The following is a 20,083-nucleotide window of genomic DNA, read 5'->3' as shown; positions in this document are numbered from 1 at the left end:
AACAGTACTATGGATTTGTAGGTTCTCCGGTCCAGTCGCCATTGCCCAGCAGGGTGGGGGCTGTTGGCCCAAGCTCGCAGCGTAGCTCGTCCATGGTCACGCACCGCACACTGTAATGTCTGTGCAGCCAGTTGAGCCAGTCGGCAACCTTGCGAGTGAAGCGCGCCACAGCTACGGCGTCAGGCAGGTGAGGCGTGCCGCCGGGCATCATTTCTGATGAATGCCAAGTCAGAGAAAGCACCCGTCCGCCACGGGCCGCAAAGATTTTTGTAATGGCGCACATCGCCCACAGGGGATGGTAAACTGGCAGCAGAGCCAGCGCTCCCCAGTTTTTCAGGCTGGCGCGTATTTTTTTGCCAGCCGGGCCGGACACGCTGCGCAACAGGGCCGGAAGCCGCGGAACGAGAGGGGTCACGGTAAGAGGAACTTCAAAAATTCTGTCGTCTCCCACTGAAACCCAGTATGGTGTGCCTGGCGCGTCAAAATGGTTGGGACCCTGCAGTGGCGTGGGCGCGCAGTGCAGGGGGCGCACTGATGCATCGCAAAGGATGCCTGCGGCGGCCAAAAGAGGCCAGTGCTGGCGGTGGAGATCCCATCTGCCCATGCGGAAGGAAGTGAGCGGCGCGCTCTGCACTGCCCGGCCTGCCTTCATAAGCGCAGCGAGTTTGGCGGCGAACAGGTCGTTGGACAGTGCTGCTGCGGGTACGCTGTCGGACATGTCGGGCAGGGTTTGCTCCGACCCGTCCAGTGCCAGAGGCGGCGTGTTCCAGTGGTGCAGGTGCGCGCCAATTTCTGCGTGGTGCTCGTCACGCAACCATGCCAGGGTCTCGTGGGATGTTTTATCCGCCAATACGCTGTGGGCGCAGAAGAGCGTGGGGCGTACGCCCATGGTGCAGAAAGGGGTCAATGCTCTCAGGCTGGCGGTGTTGCGCGTGGAAAAGCCACGGCGGGCGTAGTGTCCGCCAAAGAGGCCTTCCTCTTCAACATCCAGACTGACGGCCAGATAGAGCGGCTGTTTGACGCTCATGCGTGACCCGCCGCTTCGGCTTTCATGGCGGCAGGGATGTCGTCCTCCGCAGTGCTCCCGGTCTGTCCGCCGGAATGGCTCCAGTAACGACGGCTTTCATCCACATAAAGGCGCAGCAGGGCCGTGATGTTGTTTTCCCGGTCAAACATTTTTTCAACGCGGGCGCGGCCTGCCTCGGCCATGCGGCTTGCGTGCTCCCGGTCTTCAACCATATACCGTACGGCATCGGCAAGAGCGCGCGGGTTGCGTTGCGGGGTAAGCAGACCGGTTTCTCCGTTGATGATTACTTCGGAGATGCCGCACACGTCTGTGGCAATAACGGGCATGCCGTGCGAGAGAGCTTCCATGATCACGTTCGGGATGCCGTCGCGGTCGCCGTTGGAATGGACAACGCTCGGCATGATGAGCATGTCGTGGTCGAGCATGTAGCCGCAGATCTGATCGTGCGGGATAAAACCGGGCATGTGCACGATATTTTTAAGGCCCAGCCGATCACGCATACCCATGAGCTTGAGCCTCCAGCGCCCATTGCCCACGAGGGTAAGGCTCACAGGCACATTTTCTCTTTGCAGGCGCGCCATGGCGGAGAGCAGGTCGGGAAATCCCTTGGTGCGCGCAAAACGCCCCACCGCCAGCAGACGGTAAGGGGGGCGCATGCTGACTGCACACTGCCCCTTGGGGGTAAATGTAAGGCTGTTGTAAATGGCGTGAACTTTATATTCCTGCCCGACAGGGCAGAACTTGCGCAGCCAACTCACATTGGCGTGGTTGTTGGTGCGGATGAAGAGCGCGTCTGCAGATTTTTCCCGCAGCAGGCCGTCTTCCGGGTAGATGTCGCCAGCGCGGCCCGTAAAGGCAAAGGGAATGCCTGTAAGACGCGAAGCCACCCATGATGCCGTTGCCGGGCCGTTGGCCCACGGGGAGTGGATAAGCTTGACGCCATCCCTCACGCACAATTCGGCGAGCAAAAAGCCTGCCATGAAGCACCACAGATTTTCACCCAGAGACTCCATGTTGCGCATGCGATGGAAAAATCCCATGCGCATGAGGCCCCAGACCTTAAGCGGATTGCGTGAAAGCGCACGTATGAAAGCCCGGAGAATGCGCACTGTGCCGCCAACGCCCATGCGTTCCACCGGCCCGGTAAACTTGCGCATTTCTTCGCTACAGCCGCTCAGGCTTTTACCATACATGGTATAGGCGCGCACAGGCAATCCCCGCGCCATAAGCTGCACCACCTCGCGAAAGATGAACGTTTCGGAGGAGAGGGGAAACCAAAGCAGAACATAGGCAACAACCGGCAAGGCGTCCATTTTCGGTTGTGATGCGCTCTGCTCTGCTTCTGCGCCGTCAATATGCGTCATGGTTTTCTCCGCTGCAAACAAGAGCCGGGCCACTTGGCCCGGCACGGCAGACGGAGGTTCCATCTGCCCGAAAATGCGAACATGTCTCACAATCGCACCGTTGCGATCCTCAAGCGGGCGATGTAACGCCCGCTCAAGCGACAGTTCGACCACGCAACACGGGTCGCTATGAAGTTACGCCTGCCCGCTCTCGCTGGCGTTCTGGCGCTTGTAGTCGTCCACAATGGCCCAGGCCTTGGGGATTTCTTCCTTCACTGCATCCAGCGCCGTGCGGATATGTTCTTCCGTATGGGCTGCTGAAAGGAAGAAACGCAGACGGTCAGTGCCTTCTTTGACAGCAGGGAAGGTGATGGGCATCACATAGATGCCGCGCTTGAACAGTGCGTTGGACAAAAAGCCCGCCACCATGGGGTCGCCCACCATGACCGGCACAACGGCGTATCCCTGAGCCGCGCCCGTATCAAGGCCAATGCTGGCGGCGTAGTCCACAAAGAAGTGCGAAATCTTCTGCAGCTTGTGCACCCGCTCGGGTTCGCGCAGCATGATGTCCAGAGCCTTGTGGCAGGCCACGGCGATAATGGGGGGCATGCCCACGCTGAAAACAAAGCCCGGCGAACCGTACTTGAGGAATTCGATCAGCTCGTGGCTGCCAGCAATGAAGCCGCCGCAACCACACATGGATTTGGAGAGCGTGCTCATCCACATATCCACATCGGTAGGATCAATATTGAAATGTTCGTGCGCGCCACGGCCCGTTGCGCCAAGCACGCCAAGGGAGTGGGCTTCATCCACAAGCAGCATGCAGTCGTAACGTTTTTTCAGTTCAATGATGCGCGGCAGATCGGGGATGTTGCCGTCCATGCTGAACAGACCTTCGGTAACGATAACGGCGCGCTTGTGCTCGCCGCGTTTGGCCTTGAGCATTTCTTCAAGAGCATCGCAATCGTTGTGGGCGTATGAGTAGCGCGATGCGCCGGAAAGCCGTGCGCCCTGAATCAGTGAGTTGTGAGCCAGGCCATCGTGGAAGATGGCGTCGCGGTGGCCGAAAAGAAAGCCAAGTGTGGAGACGTTGGTGGCGTGTCCGCTCACATAAATGATGCAGTCTTCCACCCCGTACAGGTCGGCAAAGGCGCGCTCAAGCTCACGGTGGGGCGGACGTTCGCCGCCGACCAGGCGGCTGGCGCCAGCAGAGGTGCCGTAAATGGCAGCGGCTTCGCTGACGGCAGCGGTGATCTCGGGGTGAGCGTTGATATCCAGATAGTCGTACGTGGAAAAATTGAGATATTCTTTGCCGGAGATGAACGTGGTGGCCTTGGCCGCGCGCTCATGGCAAAGAAACAGAGGATTTTCCATCCCCATCTTGGCTCCCATTTCCACAAGCCGATCAAAGGCGAGCTTGGAACGCGTGCGGTTAAATCCGGAAGCGCTGCTTTCGGCGGCGGCGGGAGTTTGCACCGCCTCTTGGCCAGCCTGATAGGAATGGTTGTTCTTCATGCCTCGTCCTCGTAAATTTGTCCAAAAAAGCCGTGCCTGGTGGGCCAGATGAGGGCCGAAATCCGGCAGGCGCAACATTGTAAGGCGTCAGTATAGCCAAAGCAAGATATTATGGCAAGTCACGTGTGGGGCGGCTCTGTTGAAAGCTTTGCAGGCAGTGCTGTTCTGTTGGGCTGCGTGGTAAAAGAGTTTGCGGGCACTGTCTGGACAAGCATGATGATATCTACTAACATAATCCTTTACCCAAGCGGCTGCTATGTCCCCCTTTTGCCCTGCCTCGGCCCTGTCGGGTTGCCGGGCCTTGGCCCTTTACAGGCACAAAGATATGCGTCAGGACTACGAAAATCCAGTTCCAGGCACCCTCCAAGACGAAATAGTTCTTGATGGCGTGCGTTATGCCGACCTGCAACAGGCTGGCCAGCAGTGGCGCATCGGTGCCATCAACCCCGCATGGCGGCAGGAATTACTGGCTCTGCCAGCAAATCCCGATGCCGAAGCCCTTGCCCGGCTGGAAGCTCGCGGCCTGTGGATTGCGCCGGAGCGGGTTGACGGCCCGCCGCCTCTGGCAGTTATGTGCTGCGGTCTTGGGGCCGTCTGGCCCGGAATGGGCCGCGAACTGTACGATAATTTCCCCGCAGCACGAGCGGCCATGGATCGCATTGCCGCCGTGGCGGACTGGGATGTTCTTGGCCTCATGGATGAAACGGGCGTGGAGAAAATCAGCCTTACCCGCTGGCAATCTCCTTACGTATTCATGCTGGAGTATGCCCAGTGGAGCGTGTTGGCTTCGCTGGGGTTGAATCCTTCGCTTTTTTGCGGCCACAGCCTTGGCGAAATGATCGCACTCTGTTTTTCGGGCATACTGGCCCCTGAAGTGGCATGGTATATTCTGGACACGCGCGCCGTACACATGTCGGAGCTGGAGGCAGGGGCCTCCCGCGAAACAGGCATGATGGCCGTGCATGCAGATGCCGAGATCATCAACGAAGCCTGCGCCACATGGCCCGCCCTGTACGTATCCAATTACAACACGCCGCATCAGTTTATTCTGAGCGGCCCCCGCGGGGTGTTGCAGGAAGCCCGTAAAAGCCTGCGCAAGCGCCGCATCCCTGCCATTGTGCTCAATGTCAGCCTGGCTTTTCATCATCCCAGCATGCGCGTGTTGCGCGACATTTCTTTGCGTCGCCTGAGCGCCCTCGACATGTCTGCGCCCGAAAGACCTATGCTGAGCGGTATTACCGCAGATTTCTATCCAGAGGATCAGCCCTCCATCTGGCAGTACATCGCCGATCTTGATGAAAATTCCGTGCGGTGGACAGAATCTGTGCAGACCATGTGGAACCGTGAGGGCATACGGTATTTTCTTGAACTTGGCCCGCAAGATACGCTGTGCAGCCTTGTGGCTGACAATGAGCCGCAGGCAAAATGCCTGACCGCAGGGCGCAAGGGGAAAGAGGTCGAGGGCATGCGTCAGGCTTGCGCCCGTCTGTATTCGCTGGGGTATCTGCGGCGTGATGCCGTGGCCCGGCGGGCAGGGCAGGCGGCAAGCGGCGGCGAAGCCCGCATGCTGGCCTGCAAACCGGCGCCCCACTGCGGTTTACGCCCCGCTGTGGTTGGCAATGGTGCAAATGCCTGCGCTTCGGCGGCATCAGATGCACCGCAATCCAGTGTTATGGAAACAGCAACGGCTGAATTCGCCGATTCTGCTGCCGTTGCGCCGGATTCCGCTCCTGCAATGGCATCCTATGCCGAAAGCATGGCGGTGGTTCTGCAAATTCTGGCGCAAGCCTGCGGCAGGCCGGTTGAAGATCTGCGCCCAGAAATGGACTTGCGGTATGATCTTGCCCTGCGCTCCAGCCGCTTTCCCCATATTGTGCAGGATGTGGAAAAGGCCCTTGGCATTGCCGTCAATTTTGAAGATCTGCTGCAGGTATCAACCATTGGAGATCTTGGCCGGGTGCTTTCCGGCGGTTCGGCGTTTTCTGGGCAGGCTGAACATACCGCAGAAAGGGCCAGCGCAACTGCAAAGCTCTGTGCGGAGCCTCTGCGCAGGTTTGCCCCCCTTAAAGCCTTGCCCGCTGTTGGGAGCAATAACGCGCTGCGCCTTGAGCCACTGCCGCTTGATCCCAGTGCTTCCGGGATAAATCTGCAGCCTGGCGATGTGGTGCTTCTCTGCGTGCTGGACGCTCATATATTGCCCCGCCTGCTGAGCGGCATTGCACCTTTGGGATGCGTGCTGGGTGTGCCCCAGCCGCTGCTTGAGCGGTGTGCGCCCCTTGCCAAGGCCGGGGCAAGTTTGGTGCCGCTTGATATCGACCTGGAAAAAGGCGGCGAAACCGCTCTTGTAGCCAGTCAGTTGCAGACGGCCGTAGCAGATTTCGCGCAGGCACAAGGCCGAGTGGACGGGTTGTTTTTTGTGCCGCCTGTCCCGGCTGGCATCATGGTTGCGCCTTCTGCCGATGATGTGCCGCCACATGCTGCGCCGGAGCATCTTGGTACGTTGATGGAAGCGGCCATTGCGGCCGCCGTGCCGCACGGCTTGCGCTTTGTCGGCAGTTGCTCCGTGCTGCCGCCCGAAGTGGAGAACTGTATTTTTGACGCCCCGCTGGAAAAAGCTCTGAATGCGGCGGCTCACGCTCATGGTGTGGCGGTGCGGGCAATCCGCATGCTGCACGGCCCTGAAAGAGCAAGCCTTGACGAATGGGGCGACATGCTGGCGCGTGAAATTCTTTGCGGCACAGCCGAACAAGTGCTCTGGGTACGGCCAGGAGCCATTGACGGCCAGGTCGTTTGCGAGGAACCGTCCATTCGGGACATCATCAAGGAGAATCCATTGAGGTTCCCGCTGGTGTTTCCCGAGCTGCAACCTGCATACCGCTCAACCGCCACCCTGTTCCAGGGAGGCTGCCATTTTTCGCATTTTGCCGACAAAACGCTGGCCCTGCACGGAGCGCAGCAGGGCAACTGTCTTGGGTCTGATACGCCACGCCTGCCGGTTTGCCGCAGTCTGGAGGCCATGCTCGAAAGCTCGAGGCAAGCTTTGCCCTGGCTGACAGTTACTGGCTTTTGCGATTTGCGTTTTTTTGATGCGCCGGAATTACCGCCCGGCATTACTCGCGAATGCCGGGTGACAGCTGAGGCCGAACCCTGGCTGCTGCAGGAAAAAGTCATGACGCGCATGTGCCGCAGTGAGCTTTCAGTGCGCGGCTTGACGCCCAACGGCAGGCATACTGCCCAGTATGCACCGGTAAGCGAGGGGATGGTGTGGCTTGCGGCCCATCGCAGCAGTGTGCGCCCCCTATGGGAAGAGGTGCCTGCGGCTGCCTCTGCGGCAAGTCCTGCACTGGACACTGCGCCGTTTTATAAAGCAGCCGGGCTTGGCCGTGAGTGGCACTTTGTGGAAAACTTCTGCACGCTGCCCGATGACCTGTTTTCTGGGGCGTTGAGTTTGCCCCATACATGCATTGCCCCCGGAGCTGATTCTGGCTATACTGGCGACATGCTTGTGGTGGAGGGCGTATTGCAGGCTGCATGGCTTGCCATAACATCCGAATACTCCAAGGATTTTTCAGACACTGCCGCTCTTGCTGCCGCCATGCAGGAGTGGGCTTTGCATGCTGTGGGCTTTATCCGCATCGGGCCTGCCCGTGCTGCTGGCCCTTTGCGCATATTGATGCAACGTTCCTGGGCCAATGCACGGCTGCGTCGTTTTGACGCGCAGGTCGTTGATCAGGAAGGGCATGTTTTTTTGACAATTCACCATCTTGAATTTGACCGAAGTGATCAGGCCGGGCTTTCCCCTGTCGTGAATCCCTCGGCATAAACACTCAATCTGCTCAGCGTCGCGCAAAGCGCAACGGCGCGAAGGGTGCCAGATGCTCACTGCACAAGCAAACCTTACTACACGTCTTTTCCTGCCGCTGCTGCTTGTGGCGGCCCTGCTTGCCGGAGCCTGTTCCAACAAGGCCGGGCTCAAGTCGCCGGAACTTCCCGCCAAGCACTGGCTTGAAGAAGCCCCAGGCGTGCCTGTTGAAAACAAGGCCAAGCTTGAAGCCGCAGTGCCGAACCTCTATGATCCCAAGAAGGTTTTTTCCTTCGAAGACTGCGTGTTCCTGACCATCCAGCAGTCGCCTGCCCTGGTCAACAGCGCCGTGAATATTGAAATCAAGCGTCTTGCCCAGACGGACGCCGTGTGGAAGTACCTTCCCGAGCCTCGCATGAATTTTACCGTGTCCAACAACCTGACCCGGTATAATATGGACAACAAGGATACGCCCAGCGATTACGGCCAGGCCCGGTTCCGTGTGGGCTTTTACGCTGCCTTTCCCAATCCCATGGCCACCTATTTTGAGCACAAGGTGCAGTCCGCCATGGTCAATCTGGCAATCTCCACCCACCGCAAAGCCGTGGGCAAGGCCATTGGCAAGATTGGCGAGGCCTATCTCCAGCTTCAGGCCCAGCAGAAGATTGTGGAAGCGCAGAAAGAGCTGCTGCCGCTTGGCAAGGAGCTTGTGGATTACTGGAAGAAGGTTGAGGCTGTTGATGGCCGACAGGGGGTCTCGCTCAACATGGCCATTCAGCACCAGCGCGAGCTTGAACTCAAGCTGGAGCAGACCCGGATGCGGGAAGTCATGCAGCGCACGCAGCTCAAGATTCTTGCTGGCGTTGAGCCGCAGCAGAGGCTTGAGGTGGATACCAAGAGCGCTGATTCCGTACTGGCTGGTTTTGATGGCCGCAAGCTCACCTGGGAAGAACGCTGGCCTGCCACAGAAGATGACCTGCTGCTCCGCGGACAGGTGACCCTGGGCGATTACAATATCATGGTCGCCTGGGCCCAGTATATGCCGACCATGTCCATTGCCGTGAACAATAATCCTCCGGCGGGCCAGTATCAGCCCCCGAGCGGGACTGAAGACACATTTTTGCACCTGACCTTCGACTTTCCGCTTATCGACTGGGGGCGCAGATACCGTGGCGTGCAGACTGCGCGCATGGGCAAGGCCCAGGCCTTCCACGAACTGGCCCGCAAGCGTACGGACTACTCCAACAAATGGCTCCAGAGCGAGCAGCGGGTAGCCCTGGCCGAAACGGAACTCAAGCTCGCCAAGACCCGTCTGGATACGGCCAGCATGCAGTACAAGGAAGCCCAGATTTCTTTCCACGAAGGTATTGCGCAGTTGCCCGACATGGCCTCCAAGCAGGAAGACATGGTTCAGGCGCGCATAGCCTACATCAATGCCGAGCTTGACTATAAACTGGCCCAGCTTGAGTGGATGGATCTGTCCAATTCGCTGGCCCAGCGCTTCCTCGGCCTGCCTGCTAAGGAGTTGCTGTAATGCTGGGTATGTATAAGAAAACGCTGTCGCAGGGGAGGCGTCGTAGTTTTGCCGCAGCCTTGTCTGCTGTCATGCTGCTTGCTGCTTTTTTGATGTTTCAGAACGCAGCCTCTGCTGCGGACAATGGATCCATAGGCGCTGGAGCGACCATTCTGACCGGCAAGGTAGTTACTACTGTCACGCGCGCTGTGCCTGTGCCCTTTAACGCCGTTGTGGACGAGGTGCTGGTCAAGCCCGGCGAAGCCATTGCCAAGGGTGCCCCGCTGATGCGGTACCACCTTCAGGAAGAGGCCGAGCGGGTGCTGCAAAGAGAAGTGACCACCGGGGCTGCTACCGAGAATCTGAGGGGGCAGGTGCTTGATCTTGACCGCAAGCTTGCAGAAACTGCCGCCCAGCGTAACAAGGCCCGGCAGCTTGCAGCCTCGGGGCTTGGTTCTGCCCAGGCATCCAGCCGTTTGGAAGACGATGTGCACTCCCTGAAGCGCCGCATTGAACTTTTGACTGTGACCATCCAGAAATCTGAGCAGAACTTTGCCGCCCGTCTCGAAGAACTGAGCGGCTATTTCGGCACGACCATCAAGGAAGGCGAGCGCCTGCCTGCCTCGCTTACGCTTACCTCTCCCATTGACGGCTATGTGCTGTCGCTTGATGCAACGCTCAACCCCGGTTCCCTGTTGGCCGCTGGCACCACGCCCGTGCGTGTGGGGCGGCTTGATCCCGTGCTGATCCAGGTGCCCGTCTACGAGGCCGAAATCAGCGGCATCAAGGCTGGCGACTCGGTGGAAGTTGAAATTCCTTCGCTGAACAACAAGAAGTTCAACGGTACTGTGAATGAAATTTCCTGGGTTTCTAATGACATGAATGTTTCAACCCCTTCATATTACACGGTGGAGATTACTGTTCCCAATCCTGGTCTGGAACTCAAGCCCGGGTTCAAGGCTGTGGTGCGATTCAAAGGGAGCAGGTAAACCCGTTTCATGAAGCTGAAAAGCATCCCCCGACGATTGGGGTACATTCTGGGTGCGCAGTGGACGCGCGACCTGGCGTGGACCGCTTTTACCATTCTTCTTGCACGCCGCAGCCCCGACATTCTGGGGCAGGTCGTGCTGGCGCTCACGTTCGGCTACTTGGTGAAAACCGTAGCCGACGTGGGGCTTAACGATTTTCTGCTCTCAACATTTGCCCGACGCGAAGGGCGGCCGGTGGCCCTGCTGGGTGAAGTCACCTGGCTCAAGCTAGTTGTGCTTATTCTGGCCCTCTGCTTTACATGGCTTGTGACTGGCTGGCAAAACTATACACCAGAGCTGCGGCTTGTGGTCATCTGCATTGCCGCTGGTCTGGGGCTGGACGGTGTAAGCGATTCGTTTTTTGCGCTCTGCCAGGCGCGGGGGCGGCAGGATGTGGAAATGCGCATCCGTGTGCCTTCCGCACTGATGGGCATTGGCTTTGGCATTGCATGCGTGGTGCTTGGAGCGCCGCCCATTGTGATTGCCCTTTACAAACCCATGGAATCGGTACTGTGCATCATTTTTGCTTTGCTGGCCTTGCAACGCAATCCTCTGGCAGGTGTTGGTCTTGATGGCATGAAAGATCTGGCCCGTCACATGAAGCACGGCCTTATCTTTACCTGCATGGCTGGCTGCGCCATGTTTTATAACAAGATCAACGTCATTTTCCTTAAGCAGTATGGCGGAAATGCCGATGTGGGCGGCTACGGCGTTGCCTGGGAAACAGTTGAAGGCCTGTCGGTGCTTGTTTCCAGCGCATTGCTGGGCAAGGTGATTTTTCCGCTGCTGGCAAAACTGTGGCAGCAGGACAAAGCCGCTTTCCGCCAGCTGGCCGGTCAGACAGCACGCTCCCTTTGGGCCGCATCGCTGCCCATTATTTTTCTTATCTGTGTGGAGAGCGACCGCTTTCTTCCCCTGATTTACGGCCCCAACTACCAAAGTGCGGTCACCGCTCAGCGTTTGCTTACACCTTGCCTGGCAACGGCTTTTTTGCACAACCTCGCGGCATACGCCATGATCGGCATGCGCCAACATCGGCTGCTCCTGGTATTTTATCTCACGGGCCTGGTGTGCAATCTGATATGCTGCTTTACTCTCATTCCTGCCATGCCCCTTGAAGGTGCGGCCTTGTCCCTCACCATTACCAAGGTTTGGGTGGCCCTGCTTACAGTTGGCTATTTTCAGTGGGCCGCGCGCCCCATGTCGGCTGGGCAGTGGGGACTCATGCTTGCCGCCTGCGCCGCCTGCGTAGGAATGTGGTGGGGGATAGGGCTGGTTGCGCCGCGTGAGTTGGCAGAACTGGCAGGCGTTGTGCCTTTGTTGGCCTTGTTCTGGCGTTGGAGACCACCGCCGCCTTTTGAAAAAGCTGCGCTTGCCTGATGCGCATCTGGACTGTCTGTCATCGCGTTTGGCATGGTGTGGCGACCATTACCCGGATGACCAGACTGTGCCCGGGCAAATTGTCTGAGACGTTGACGCCACGGTAAAGGCAGGCCTATAGGATTACTGCAAGACAGTAACAGGCAAGGCATTCTTATGGGCAACAAGCTGCTTCTACAGCGAAGGTCAGTCATTAAGGTCATGGCAGGCACTGCGGGCTTATCGCTGGCGGGTGCAACACCTTCTATGGCCTCAAGTTTGCAGAACTGGGGCGGCGGTGATGACCGTGCCACCATCATTGATGTGGATCTCTGCAATGGGTGCGGAGCTTGTGTGTCAGCCTGCCGCGACAGAAATCTGGCAGAAATCCCCCTTCCTGCTCAGCCGATTCCCCGTCCCTACCCATCATGGGTGCGCGGCAACGACTGGTCGTCCCGCCGAGATGAAGTCTCTCGGCTCACTCCCTACAACTGGCTTTTTATTCAGTCATGCGCCATCACGGTTAACGGTGTGGAGCGGCGGATATATCTGCCCCGGCGCTGTTTGCATTGTCTGAACCCTCAATGCGTCACTCTTTGCAGCACTGGCTCCTTGCGCCAGAGCAACGAAGGAGCAGTTTACTCCCATCGCAGCACCTGTCTGGGGGATGGCCCCTGTGACCGGGCCTGCCCGTGGGGTATCCCGCAGCGTCAGGCGGGGGTGGGCCCTTACCTGAATCTTGCGCCCAGATATGTTGGCAACGGGCAGATGTTCAAATGTGATTATTGCAGTTCTCTGCTCAAGGCTGGCGAAAGCCCTGCATGCGTGACGGCCTGTCCGCAGGGGGCCATGCGCATAGGACCTCGTGAGGAAATGGCAAAGCTAGCCAAGGAAATGGCGGAGCAGCGGGGCGGAGATATTTTTGGACTCAAAGAAAATGGCGGCACAAACACCATCTATGTTTCTTCGGTGCTTTTTCGCGATATTGAGGCAAATATGCTGCGTCAGGGAAAGGTAGGCTTTGGCATGCCGAGCTTGCGTCCGGCAGGTGCCAGTATGGATAAGGAAAACAGCCTGCTGCGCGCTGTTCTGCTGGCCCCTGTGGCAGGGGCGGCCCTGGCTGGTCTTCGATTGTGGCGTGAAAGGAAGATGAGGCGCAAACCATGAAGAACCAGCCTTCGCTCTTTTCCTCATTCTTCAGTGTGCTGTGGCTGGCCAGCATGCTCGCGGCAGTATGGAGCGGCCTTGCGCATCTGCCGCAGGCTGGGCGTTATGGGCTGATTCAAAGTACAAGCTGGGCGCCTTCAGTTGCGCATTATTATTCATCTGCGGCATTGTTGTTTCTGGGAACTTACGCCTTTACCGTCTGGCGTCTTCAGGGGCGCGGTACCTTCTGCCTGACGCGCTGTGGTTTACTGCGCGTCATTTTGCTGATGGGGCTGGCCACCAGCGGATTGGCGCTTATCGTCCACAATATGCCAGATTTTTCTTTATATGATGGCGTGTATGCAGCCGTCAAAATGGTGCATCTCGTGTGCGCCCTGGCCCTGCTGCCCCTGCTGATTTACAGGCTCTGTCGTCGTTGGACTGGCGGCTACGGTTGGCTGAGGCCCCGCGATAGTGCTGACTCGTGCTGCGGCACTTCAAGGCGGAGGCCTGCCCGCCGCTAGAGCATTTCCCTCTCGGCTTTGCCCAGCTAGTCCTGTTTTTCCTGCCGATCTGCCTTAAGCTGCCCGCATGCTGCCTTGATGTCCTGCCCCTTGCTCTTACGCAGTATGGCCGTGATCTTGCGCTTCCAGAGGTACTGTTCAAAGGCCAATACGCTTTCTTCCGTAGGCGCGGCGTAGGGAGCGCCTTCCGCTGGATTGTAGACAATAAGGTTCAGCTTGCCGCGTACATCGCCCACCAGCCTCGCCAGATCCCTGGCCTGCTCCAGGCCATCGTTGACCCCACCCAGCAGCAAATACTCAAATGTAATGTGCTCCCGCGTTTTAAGCGGATATGACTTGAGCGCTTCAAACATCTCGTCAAGGGGCCACCGTGCGGCCTTGGGCATGATTTTGGCCCGCAGTTCCTGCGTGGGCGCATGCAGCGAAACCGCCAGATAGGCCAAGCCGCTGTCTCCCAGTTCGCGCAGCCCCTTTTCAATGCCGCAGGTGGAGACTGTGATGCGCCGGGGGGAGAAATTCAGCCCCTTGGCGTTATTCAGGCCTTCAAGGGAGCGCATGAGCTCGCGCATGTTGAGCAATGGCTCGCCCATACCCATGAACACAATATTGCGCAGCATGGGCCATTCCGGCCTGTCATCACCCAGGTGCGCACGCGCCACAAGTATCTGCCCCAGAATTTCGGCCATGGTCATATTGCGTTCAAAGCCCATTTGCCCCGTGGAGCAGAATGTACAGGCCATGGCGCAGCCCACCTGCGACGACACGCACTGCGTCCAGCGGCGTACGCCTTCACGCGAATCCGATGGAATGAGCACCGTTTCAACCAAGGCTCCGTCTTCGAGCCGCAACAGAAACTTTGTGGTGTCGTCCTGGCTTTTCTCGACCGTGACCACCTCCGGCCAGACAATGACAGCCTTGGCGGTCAGCTTTTCACGGCAGTCTTTTGAAATATTGGTCATGGATTCAAAGTCGCAAACCATGCGCTGCCACAACCATTGCCAAATTTGCATGGCGCGGAACTTGCGTTCGCCCAGTTCGGTCTGAAGCCAGGTTTCCAGCTCGGGAAGGGTCAGGTTGAGAAGATTGGTCATATGTTCTGCCGGGATTAGATAAGGTTTTGTGCAGATGTGCTGCTTACTGGCTGTTGAACTACGATGTTTGGCGCTGATGGGCAAGAAATTTTCATGCCGGTAAAACCGCGTTTATGCGCCGTGAACAAGCAAAAAGGGCGTTCCCAAAGGAACGCCCATAGTGTCAGCATAGGCTGTTGGGCGGTTATCCCACTGACTTGCGCGCGTAATCACGCACAAAGGTCACTGCGGATTCAACATCCGTAACTTCGCCTGCAATCTGGGCCTGCAACAGCGCGTCACGAATAATGCCCACCAGCGGGCCGGGCGACAGCTTGGTTTCGCTCATGATCTCATTGCCGTTCAACAGCGGTTCCAGCATCTGTTCCGGCGTTTCCGCGCGATCCAGATACTTCATATTGTGGTTGAACGAGGTGAGAATGCCGTCGCGGGCCTTGAGGTCGGCCCTGGCCATGGCGATAAGCCGGGGGTAGTCGTCCAGTGCCTTGAAGCGGCGAATGCCCCTGTCGGTCATCATGAAGTGGAAGCGCATGTGGTGGCGCACCAGATGGCACAGCAGGTCGATGTCTTCCTGTGCAAAGTGCAGGCGACGCAGTATCTTGCGCGTAACCTTGGCACCCACGCGGTGGTGCTGGTAGTACGTCCAGATGCCGTCGAAGTATTCGCCGGTGTAGAGCTTGCCCACATCATGGAACAGCATGGCCATTGTGCCAAGCCAGTCGTAGTGGAAATCTTCTTCGGGGTAGTGCTTCATGCACTCAAGCGTGTGTTCAAACACGTTTTCCGTGTCGCCTTCCTTGTTGCGCATCTGGGTGAGGCAGGAAAGGGAGGCCACTTCAGGAATAAGCCCCTGAAGGATATGCGAATCAAAGAGCAGGCGCACAAAACGGTACATGGATTCAGCGGCAACCTTGCGCCATTCGTCCATAATGTCTGTAGCCGGGACGTAATCCAACACGCGGCTTGAGGCGCGCACAATGGCAAGCCATGTGTTTGGCTCGATGGGCAGGTCAAAATTGGCTGCAAAACGCAGAGCGCGTACCGCCAGCAGGTAATTGTGGCGCAGGGTTTCATCCGGAAGGCCCGCAAGCTGGATAGCGCCGCCCTTGACGTCTTCAAAGCCGTCGTAGGCATCCTGCGTGGTTCCGGGGCTGCCAAAGCCCGTGATGCGCAGCTTGAGCTGTTCCTCATGGGGCATCCTGTCCATCATGGTAGGCGTGATGCGCAGCAGGGAAAGCTCCGGGTGTCCGGCAGCAGCTACTTCCAGAGGATAAAAACAGAAGACAAAGCCGTTTTCTTCAAGTGTTGCCAGAGCGCGCTTGTCGTGCTGCGGCACTGCCTTGGGAAAAAGCTTGATAAGCGTATCGAGATCCGGCTCGCAGGCAATATCCACAGTGGGCTGCGTGGCGTTTTCCAGCAGGTGCTCCTGCAAGGGGGCGTTGATAACATGAGCGTCATAGCCGTTGCGCAACAGAGTTTTGCTTATGGTTATGGCGTCTTTGAGCGCTTGATGCATCCATGGCTCCTTGCGAATAAAATAACGGGGAATGGCTGATACTATGCCCGCGAGCATGGGTGCGAGTCAAGCTTGCGGTTGAAGAAATGCCGCTACGGTTACGCTGGATTATTGTTTGTGCTACTTGCGGCTTTACGGTGATAAACCAGCCAGCAAGACAAAACGCCCCCGCGTCAGCGACGCGGGGGCGTTTGAGTACACGTACCAGGCGGTTAGTCAGAGAAGTGGTTCACTTCTTTTTTCACGCCAAGCGCAATCCGCCAAAGCAGGGAGACTACCAGCGCGCCCACGGCGTAAACACCAAGGGCCACGGCAATTTCCTTACCGGTGGGCATATAGGGTGTGATGGCTTCAAACATGTTGGGGGTAAAACCGCCAATCAGAAGGCCAAGACCCTTGTCGATCCACGAAGCAGCCACGAGCATGGCCAGAGCGATGGGCATGAGCGTGGGGTGCGTGCGGAGTTTGGGCGGAATAAGAATGGCAAGGCAACCAAAGGCCATGATAACCGCAGCCCACATCCAGTAGCTCACCCACAGCAGATGCCCGCCGTGACCGAAGAACAGCACGTGGATGGGTTCCATGTGGCCGGGAATATTGCTGTAGAAGGCCGTGAACAGTTCCAGCACAAAGAAGAAAACGTTCACGCACATGGCATACACGATGATGGTGGTAAGGGTCTTCACGGCTTCCTTGCCCACGTCAAAGCCGGTGAGGCGGCGCAGCAACAGCATGAGCAGCATCAGGATGGCAGGACCGGAGCAGAAGGCGGAAGCCAGGAAGCGGCCAGCCATGATGGCGGTGAGCCAGTAGTGGCGACCGGGAACACCCGCGTACAGGAAGGCGGTCACCGTGTGGATGGAGAAGGCCCACAGAATCGAAAGATAGATGAGGGGCTTGATCCATTTCGGGGGATCGATTTCGTGTCGTTCGGCTTCAAGGGTCACCCAACCGATGACGATGTTCAGGCCAAGGTAGCCAATGAGCACCAGCATGTCGTAAAACATGACGGAATTGGGCGTGGGGTGCAGCATGACGTTGAGCATGCGCTGAGGCTGACCAAGGTCAACCACGATGAACAGGGCGCACATGACCACGGCCCCAACGGCCATGAATTCGCCAAAAATGATCATGCGCTTGAATTTTTTATAGTGGTGGAAGTACGTGGGCAACACCAGCATAACGGCTGAGGCGGCAACGCCGACGAAGTAGGTGAACTGCGAAATATACAGCCCCCACGAAACGTCGCGGCTCATGCCGGTCACAGACAGACCGTTCTGGAGCTGATCCAGATACACAATGCCGCAGCCTGCAATCAAGCAGAGCAGGAAGAGCAGCCACAAGTAGTAGGTCTTGGGACCTTCGAGCAATTTTTCAACCATGGCCTGTCCTCCCTATATGAGGTAGTAAACGCCGGGCTGCGTGCCCAGGTTGGGCTTGCGGCGGATACTGTAGTTGGCGGACAAAGCCTGCCGCACCGTTGAATTGGGGTCTTCCAGGTCGCCGAAGAGAATCTTGCCGCCAGAAGCTTCAACGCAGGCGGGCAACTGACCAACGGCCAGACGCTCGGCGCAGAAGGTGCATTTTTCCACCACGCCGATCATGCGCGTGGGGAAGGCCGGATTGGGTACGGGATCTGCCAGGAACTTGCGCGGATCCTTGAAGTTGAAGGAACGCGCGCCGTAGGGGCAGCCAGCCATGCAGAAACGGCAGCCGATGCAACGGTGGTAGTCCATGGCCACAATGCCGTCTTCCATCCGGTAGGTGGCCTGCGTGGGGCAAACGCGCACACAGGGCGGATTGGTGCAGTGGTTGCACAGCAGCGGATAGCTTGCTTCGGCCCGGCGCTTGTCCAAAAAGGCGTTCATCTCATCAGGGAAGGTGTGCTCGAACGAATCAAGCCAGAACCATTTGATGTTCTGATCGCCGGGAACGTGCGGGACGTTGTGGAATTTATGGCAGGCTTCGATAAGCGGTTCGTAGTCATTGGGGCCGTTGAACTGGCGCGTATCGATAACCATGGCCCAGCGCTTGGCGTGCAGGGCGTTGGCACCTTTTTCATAGTGACCGGGGGCAATCTTGGCCTGAGCAACGCCGGACAAGGCGCCAAGGCCAGCCAACCCGCTGCTCAGGGCACAGGCAGAAAGCCCCGCCACTTTCAGAAAGCTTCTTCTGCTCTTGTTCATTACTTGCTCCCCTGGGGAATGATGTGGCAGGTCCAGCAATAGGGATCAACGCTGTTGGCCACGTGGCACTTTTCGCAGAAACCCTTGTAGTCAGTGTGGCACTTCATGCAGGTGTTCTGCAGGCTGATGGTCCACTTTTTACCGTTGGATGCCACATAGGTGCGGTTTTCGTTGCGCAGTGCTTCATCGCGCCACTCGTTGAGCAGCTGCATGTGCTTGTCGCGCATGAAATCCACATTTTCCACACACTCTTTTTCATTCTTGGGCAGCGCAATGCCGGTGCTGGTATAGCTCTTGCCCAGCATGCTTGCCCAGAACGGGGAGGTGAACAGGACCACAAAGATAATGATCCCAAGAATTACTGCTTTGGAGTTATACATCTATTGACCCTCCCCCTGCGCCTCGGGCGCGTCATCATCCTCTACCACGTTGGGCAGGTCTTCCTGGCGCAGATCCATGGTGCGCTTGCACTCGCCCTTCATCACAAGGGCATTGCCCACCAGTTCGTGCAGGCCGCTTACATTGACGCCGGGCGCCCAGTAATTGGCAAGCGGGGGCAGGGTGGCGCGGTCGATGGCGCACACGCAGGCCATGTGGTTGACGCCGTGCTTTTCCTGCACATAGCGCAGGGCATTGCCGCGCGGCATGCCGGAGCGCATGCGCAGTTCCATAATTTCTTCTGTGTTGAGGCCGGAACCCGCGCCGCAGCAGAAGGTCTGCTCGCGGATGGTGTTCTCGGGCATTTCCACAAAGTTGTTACACACGGCGTTGAGCACGTAGCGGGGTTCATCAAGCAGGCCCATGCCGCGCGCAGGGTTGCACGAGTCATGGAAGGTGGTGATGATATGGTCGTTACGGCTGGGGTCGAGGTTCAGCTTGTTGTGGTGGATCAGGTCAGCCGTGAACTCGGCAATGTGCACCATCTTGGTGGAAGCCGCGTTCTGGAACACCGTGCCGGTATAGGGCGAAACAGGCGTCGTCATGTGCGAGGGCGACGGGCCGTTGTAGGTGTCCATGTACTGGTTGATCACGCGCCACATGTGGCCGCATTCGCCGCCCAGGATCCACTTGGAACCCAGACGTTCGGCTTCGGCGTACATTTTGGCGTTGAGCTTCTTTGCCATGTTGAACGTGGTAAAGGAGCCGAAGTTGCCGCCTTCCGAAGCGTAGGTCGAGAAGGTGTAGTCCAGATCCAGCTCGTGGAAGAGCATCAGATAGCCCATGAAGGTGTAGATGCCGGGGTCGGCAAATACGTCGCCAGAGGGCGTGATGAACAGGATTTCGTGGCCCTTTTCGTTGAAGGGCGTCTTGGGACGGATGCCGGTGATGGTTTCGCAGTCATCGGCCAGCATTTCCACGATTTCCACAAAGGAGTGGGGCTTGATGCCAAGGTGGTTGCCGGTGAAGCTGCAGTTCTTGACCGGGTCCATGATCCAGTGGATGCCAAGGCCCACTTCGTGCAGCAGTTCGCGCACGATGGCGGTGATTTCCGCCGTGTCGATGCCGTAGGGGCAGAAGAGCGAGCAGCGGCGGCATTCGGTGCACTGGTAGGCGTAGTAGAAGAGTTCCTTCACTACTTCCTTGTCCCAGCCGCGAGCGCCCACTTTCTTGCCGAGGATCTTGCCCAGCATGGTGTGGTCGCGGCGGTAGAGCGAACGGAGCAGCTCGGCGCGCAGCACGGGCATGTTTTTGGGATCATTGGTGCCCAGGAAAAAGTGGCATTTGTCGGCGCAGGCGCCGCAACGCACACAGATATCCATGAACAGCTTGAGCGAACGGTGCTTTTCAAGGCGTTCTTCAAAAGCGTCGCAGAGAATCTGTTCCCAGTTTTCGGGCAGGTTCCAGTCTTCTGCCGCCGGATCCCATTCGTGGGGATTGGGCATGTGCAGAAGTTCCATGGTCTCTTTCTTGGCCGGATAGCAGAAGCTGCCCGGTGTAAATTCAGGCTTTGTGTCAAGCCAGTCCTGGGCGGGAAAGGCCGGGCGGCTGGACACAAGCATTTGCGGCGTAGGTAATTTTGCCATCGTGGAAAC

Annotated in this window: 15 protein-coding genes; 6 read left to right on the top strand and 9 right to left on the bottom strand. The window is 57.9% G+C overall.

Annotated elements, in window-relative coordinates; genetic code table 11:
- Positions 1-7: 7 nt before the first annotated feature.
- The 3 genes from ACUZ9P_RS03145 to ACUZ9P_RS03135 all read right to left on the bottom strand — a co-directional run bounded on the left by ACUZ9P_RS03145 (position 8) and on the right by ACUZ9P_RS03135 (position 3,885).
- Positions 8-1,027: a glycosyl transferase family 1 gene (locus ACUZ9P_RS03145; RefSeq protein WP_449248616.1), complete on the bottom strand. Its 1,020-nt coding sequence runs from the start codon at positions 1,025-1,027 to the stop codon at positions 8-10.
- A complete protein-coding gene (locus ACUZ9P_RS03140; protein WP_449250225.1) occupies positions 1,024-2,340 on the bottom strand; it encodes a glycosyltransferase family 4 protein in 1,317 nt (438 codons plus the stop codon). Before ACUZ9P_RS03140 ends, ACUZ9P_RS03145 begins: the two co-directional genes overlap by 4 nt.
- Positions 2,341-2,565: 225 nt before the next feature.
- The gene (locus ACUZ9P_RS03135; protein ID WP_449248615.1) at positions 2,566-3,885 is read right to left on the bottom strand and encodes an aminotransferase class I/II-fold pyridoxal phosphate-dependent enzyme; all 1,320 of its coding nucleotides are present in this window, start codon (positions 3,883-3,885) and stop codon (positions 2,566-2,568) included.
- Between the two features lie 325 nt (positions 3,886-4,210).
- Between ACUZ9P_RS03135 and ACUZ9P_RS03130 the strand changes: the two genes are divergently transcribed.
- The 6 genes from ACUZ9P_RS03130 (at position 4,211) to ACUZ9P_RS03105 (ending at position 13,257) form a co-directional block, all read left to right on the top strand.
- Positions 4,211-7,708: an acyltransferase domain-containing protein gene (locus ACUZ9P_RS03130; RefSeq protein WP_449248614.1), complete on the top strand. Its 3,498-nt coding sequence runs from the start codon at positions 4,211-4,213 to the stop codon at positions 7,706-7,708.
- A gap of 52 nt (positions 7,709-7,760) precedes the next feature.
- The gene (locus tag ACUZ9P_RS03125; RefSeq protein ID WP_449248613.1) at positions 7,761-9,221 is read left to right on the top strand and encodes a TolC family protein; all 1,461 of its coding nucleotides are present in this window, start codon (positions 7,761-7,763) and stop codon (positions 9,219-9,221) included.
- Positions 9,221-10,189, top strand: a complete 969-nt coding sequence (locus ACUZ9P_RS03120) for an HlyD family secretion protein (protein WP_449248612.1) — start codon at positions 9,221-9,223, stop codon at positions 10,187-10,189. The genes ACUZ9P_RS03125 and ACUZ9P_RS03120 overlap by 1 nt, the downstream gene beginning before the upstream one ends.
- Before the next feature lie 9 nt (positions 10,190-10,198).
- Entirely contained in the window at positions 10,199-11,608 is a 1,410-nt protein-coding gene (locus ACUZ9P_RS03115; RefSeq protein ID WP_449248611.1) for an oligosaccharide flippase family protein, read from the top strand.
- Positions 11,609-11,854: 246 nt separating this feature from the next.
- Positions 11,855-12,754 carry a 4Fe-4S dicluster domain-containing protein gene (locus ACUZ9P_RS03110; protein ID WP_449248610.1) on the top strand — a complete coding sequence of 300 codons (900 nt, stop codon included), beginning with the start codon at positions 11,855-11,857 and terminating at the stop codon, positions 12,752-12,754.
- Positions 12,751-13,257: a FeS-binding protein gene (locus ACUZ9P_RS03105; protein WP_449248609.1), complete on the top strand. Its 507-nt coding sequence runs from the start codon at positions 12,751-12,753 to the stop codon at positions 13,255-13,257. Before ACUZ9P_RS03110 ends, ACUZ9P_RS03105 begins: the two co-directional genes overlap by 4 nt.
- Before the next feature lie 26 nt (positions 13,258-13,283).
- Here the strand turns inward: ACUZ9P_RS03105 and rlmN are convergent, their stop codons facing one another.
- The 6 genes from rlmN to dsrK all read right to left on the bottom strand — a co-directional run bounded on the left by rlmN (position 13,284) and on the right by dsrK (position 20,074).
- Positions 13,284-14,348, bottom strand: a complete 1,065-nt coding sequence (gene rlmN / locus ACUZ9P_RS03100; RefSeq protein ID WP_449248608.1) for a 23S rRNA (adenine(2503)-C(2))-methyltransferase RlmN — start codon at positions 14,346-14,348, stop codon at positions 13,284-13,286.
- A 184-nt stretch (positions 14,349-14,532) separates the two neighbouring features.
- Entirely contained in the window at positions 14,533-15,864 is a 1,332-nt protein-coding gene (locus ACUZ9P_RS03095) for an HD domain-containing protein (RefSeq protein WP_449248607.1), read from the bottom strand.
- Between the two features lie 212 nt (positions 15,865-16,076).
- Positions 16,077-17,246, bottom strand: a complete 1,170-nt coding sequence (gene dsrP / locus ACUZ9P_RS03090; RefSeq protein WP_324835078.1) for a sulfate reduction electron transfer complex DsrMKJOP subunit DsrP — start codon at positions 17,244-17,246, stop codon at positions 16,077-16,079.
- A gap of 12 nt (positions 17,247-17,258) precedes the next feature.
- Positions 17,259-18,050, bottom strand: a complete 792-nt coding sequence (gene dsrO, locus ACUZ9P_RS03085; RefSeq protein ID WP_449248606.1) for a sulfate reduction electron transfer complex DsrMKJOP subunit DsrO — start codon at positions 18,048-18,050, stop codon at positions 17,259-17,261.
- Positions 18,050-18,430, bottom strand: a complete 381-nt coding sequence (gene dsrJ, locus ACUZ9P_RS03080) for a sulfate reduction electron transfer complex DsrMKJOP subunit DsrJ (RefSeq protein WP_192112731.1) — start codon at positions 18,428-18,430, stop codon at positions 18,050-18,052. Before dsrJ ends, dsrO begins: the two co-directional genes overlap by 1 nt.
- Positions 18,431-20,074 carry a sulfate reduction electron transfer complex DsrMKJOP subunit DsrK gene (dsrK, locus tag ACUZ9P_RS03075; RefSeq protein ID WP_449248605.1) on the bottom strand — a complete coding sequence of 548 codons (1,644 nt, stop codon included), beginning with the start codon at positions 20,072-20,074 and terminating at the stop codon, positions 18,431-18,433. It abuts the gene before it with no gap.
- Between the last annotated feature and the right edge of the window lie 9 nt (positions 20,075-20,083).

This window comes from Desulfovibrio intestinivivus, assembly GCF_053570665.1.
This window is presented reverse-complemented; position numbering and strand designations above follow the sequence as displayed.

What these genes read in the sequence shown, in the direction of transcription:
- ACUZ9P_RS03145 (WP_449248616.1), bottom strand. Translation starts at nt 1,027, where the DNA reads ATGAGCGTCAAACAGCCGCTCTATCTGGCCGTCAGTCTGGATGTTGAA.
- ACUZ9P_RS03140 (WP_449250225.1), bottom strand. Translation starts at nt 2,340, where the DNA reads ATGGACGCCTTGCCGGTTGTTGCCTATGTTCTGCTTTGGTTTCCCCTC.
- ACUZ9P_RS03135 (WP_449248615.1), bottom strand. Translation starts at nt 3,885, where the DNA reads ATGAAGAACAACCATTCCTATCAGGCTGGCCAAGAGGCGGTGCAAACT.
- ACUZ9P_RS03130 (WP_449248614.1), top strand. Translation starts at nt 4,211, where the DNA reads ATGCGTCAGGACTACGAAAATCCAGTTCCAGGCACCCTCCAAGACGAA.
- ACUZ9P_RS03125 (WP_449248613.1), top strand. Translation starts at nt 7,761, where the DNA reads ATGCTCACTGCACAAGCAAACCTTACTACACGTCTTTTCCTGCCGCTG.
- ACUZ9P_RS03120 (WP_449248612.1), top strand. Translation starts at nt 9,221, where the DNA reads ATGCTGGGTATGTATAAGAAAACGCTGTCGCAGGGGAGGCGTCGTAGT.
- ACUZ9P_RS03115 (WP_449248611.1), top strand. Translation starts at nt 10,199, where the DNA reads ATGAAGCTGAAAAGCATCCCCCGACGATTGGGGTACATTCTGGGTGCG.
- ACUZ9P_RS03110 (WP_449248610.1), top strand. Translation starts at nt 11,855, where the DNA reads ATGGCCTCAAGTTTGCAGAACTGGGGCGGCGGTGATGACCGTGCCACC.
- ACUZ9P_RS03105 (WP_449248609.1), top strand. Translation starts at nt 12,751, where the DNA reads ATGAAGAACCAGCCTTCGCTCTTTTCCTCATTCTTCAGTGTGCTGTGG.
- rlmN (WP_449248608.1), bottom strand. Translation starts at nt 14,348, where the DNA reads ATGACCAATCTTCTCAACCTGACCCTTCCCGAGCTGGAAACCTGGCTT.
- ACUZ9P_RS03095 (WP_449248607.1), bottom strand. Translation starts at nt 15,864, where the DNA reads ATGCATCAAGCGCTCAAAGACGCCATAACCATAAGCAAAACTCTGTTG.
- dsrP (WP_324835078.1), bottom strand. Translation starts at nt 17,246, where the DNA reads ATGGTTGAAAAATTGCTCGAAGGTCCCAAGACCTACTACTTGTGGCTG.
- dsrO (WP_449248606.1), bottom strand. Translation starts at nt 18,050, where the DNA reads ATGAACAAGAGCAGAAGAAGCTTTCTGAAAGTGGCGGGGCTTTCTGCC.
- dsrJ (WP_192112731.1), bottom strand. Translation starts at nt 18,430, where the DNA reads ATGTATAACTCCAAAGCAGTAATTCTTGGGATCATTATCTTTGTGGTC.
- dsrK (WP_449248605.1), bottom strand. Translation starts at nt 20,074, where the DNA reads ATGGCAAAATTACCTACGCCGCAAATGCTTGTGTCCAGCCGCCCGGCC.